Genomic DNA, 1,574 nt, shown 5'->3' with positions numbered 1-1,574 from the left:
ACCCGAGAGAAGATCTTCCCTGAGCTTTTGCAATACATCCGCCAGTCTGGCTTGCAGCATTGGCTTGTCCACTCCATCAACGCCAGGCGTACGGGCGCCTTTTGATGACAGAGTGATTCGCGCTGCCACCGCCAGCCAGTCCGGCTGTGCTATCGGGCGCAGTAACCGATCAACCCGCTGGGGTGGATCGGTTGCTGTCCATGTGGCCAGCTTGCGTTGCATTTCGCTGATTATCAAAGGTCTTCACCTCGTTAGGGAAACTCTGAAGAAGACTTCCAGATTTTGGCAAAATACCCGGATTCCACCCGCTGAGTTTCCCCATGAAGCAGATGACCTTCGCTGACGCCGAGTACGCCGGTAAGCGCAAACAAACCCGCAAAGAGTTGTTCCTGATCGAGATGGATCGGGTGGTGCCGTGGAAGGGTTTGATTGCCTTGATCGAGCCGCATTATCCCAAGGGTGAAGGCGGTCGTCCGGCCTATCCGCTGATGGCGATGCTGCGCGTGCACCTGATGCAAAACTGGTTCGGTTACAGCGATCCAGCGATGGAAGAGGCGCTGTACGAGACCACCATCCTGCGCCAGTTCGCGGGGCTGAGCTTGGAGCGTATCCCCGATGAAACCACCATCCTCAACTTCCGTCGTTTGCTGGAGAAGCACGAACTAGCCGCCGGCATCTTGGCTGTCATCAATGGCTATCTGGGCGACCGAGGGCTGTCGCTGCGCCAAGGCACGATCGTCGATGCCACGCTGATCAATGCGCCGAGTTCGACCAAGAACAAGGACGGTAAGCGCGACCCGGAAATGCATCAGACCAAGAAGGGTAACCAGTACTACTTCGGCATGAAGGCGCACATCGGTGTCGATGATGAGTCGGGCTTGGTGCACAGCGTGGTGGGCACGGCGGCCAACGTGGCCGATGTCACCCAGGTCGATAAGCTGCTGCACGGCGATGAGAACATGGTCGGTGCCGACGCGGGTTACACCGGCGTCGAGAAACGCCCTGAACATGAAGGCCGGGAGGTCATCTGGCAGATCGCCGCCCGCCGTAGTACTTACAAGAAGCTTGATAAGCGCAGTGCTTTGTACAAAGCCGCGCGCAAGATTGAGAAGGCCAAGGCTCAGGTACGAGCCAAGGTCGAGCATCCGTTCCGGGTGATCAAGCGCCAGTTCGGTTATGTGAAGGTGCGCTTCCGTGGTCTGGCGAAGAACACGGCGCAACTGGTGACGCTGTTCGCGCTGTCGAACCTGTGGATGGCGCGCCGACATTTACTGGCGAATGCAGGAGAGGTGCGCCTGTAATGTGGGAAATGGCTGCCGCGAGGTGCTCGCGGCGGCTAAAAACACAGAAATAAGCGGGTGATCTGAGCGTTTTTGATCGATTTGCCGCTTTTAAAATCGGCAGGGGCTGAAGTCAGCCAGAAATACACAACTACTTCAGACCATCCTTAGGTCAGTTAATTCGCTTGGCAAACACATTTAAACTGCTCCCCTTCGCCATGTAATGGGCTTTCCCCATCGCGGACTACTACGGAAGCTCCGCCAGTCAATGCGTCATTGAGGTCATGCCCCCTT

The 1,574-nt window shown here is 56.9% G+C and carries 1 protein-coding gene and 1 pseudogene; one reads left to right on the top strand and one right to left on the bottom strand.

Translation table 11 applies throughout. From position 1 onward, the window contains the following. A pseudogene (locus BZ163_RS00065) lies at positions 1 to 237 on the bottom strand (group II intron reverse transcriptase/maturase); the annotation flags it as partial. 83 nt (positions 238 to 320) lie between these two features. Here BZ163_RS00065 and BZ163_RS00060 point away from each other — a divergent pair. Continuing rightward, positions 321 to 1,301, top strand: coding sequence for an IS5-like element ISPre1 family transposase (locus tag BZ163_RS00060; protein ID WP_011077862.1), 981 nt, complete (start codon positions 321 to 323; stop codon positions 1,299 to 1,301). Positions 1,302 to 1,574: the final 273 nt, after the last annotated feature.

The sequence above is a fragment of the Pseudomonas sp. VI4.1 genome (genome assembly GCF_002029345.1).
In the GTDB taxonomy this organism is placed as follows: Bacteria; Pseudomonadota; Gammaproteobacteria; order Pseudomonadales; family Pseudomonadaceae; genus Aquipseudomonas.
The sequence above is the reverse complement of the archived record's forward strand: the minus strand, read 5'-3'. Positions and strand labels throughout refer to the sequence as shown.

Bases quoted from the DNA above. Each gene is read 5' to 3' on its own strand.
- BZ163_RS00060 (WP_011077862.1), top strand. From the start codon at position 321: ATGAAGCAGATGACCTTCGCTGACGCCGAGTACGCCGGTAAGCGCAAA.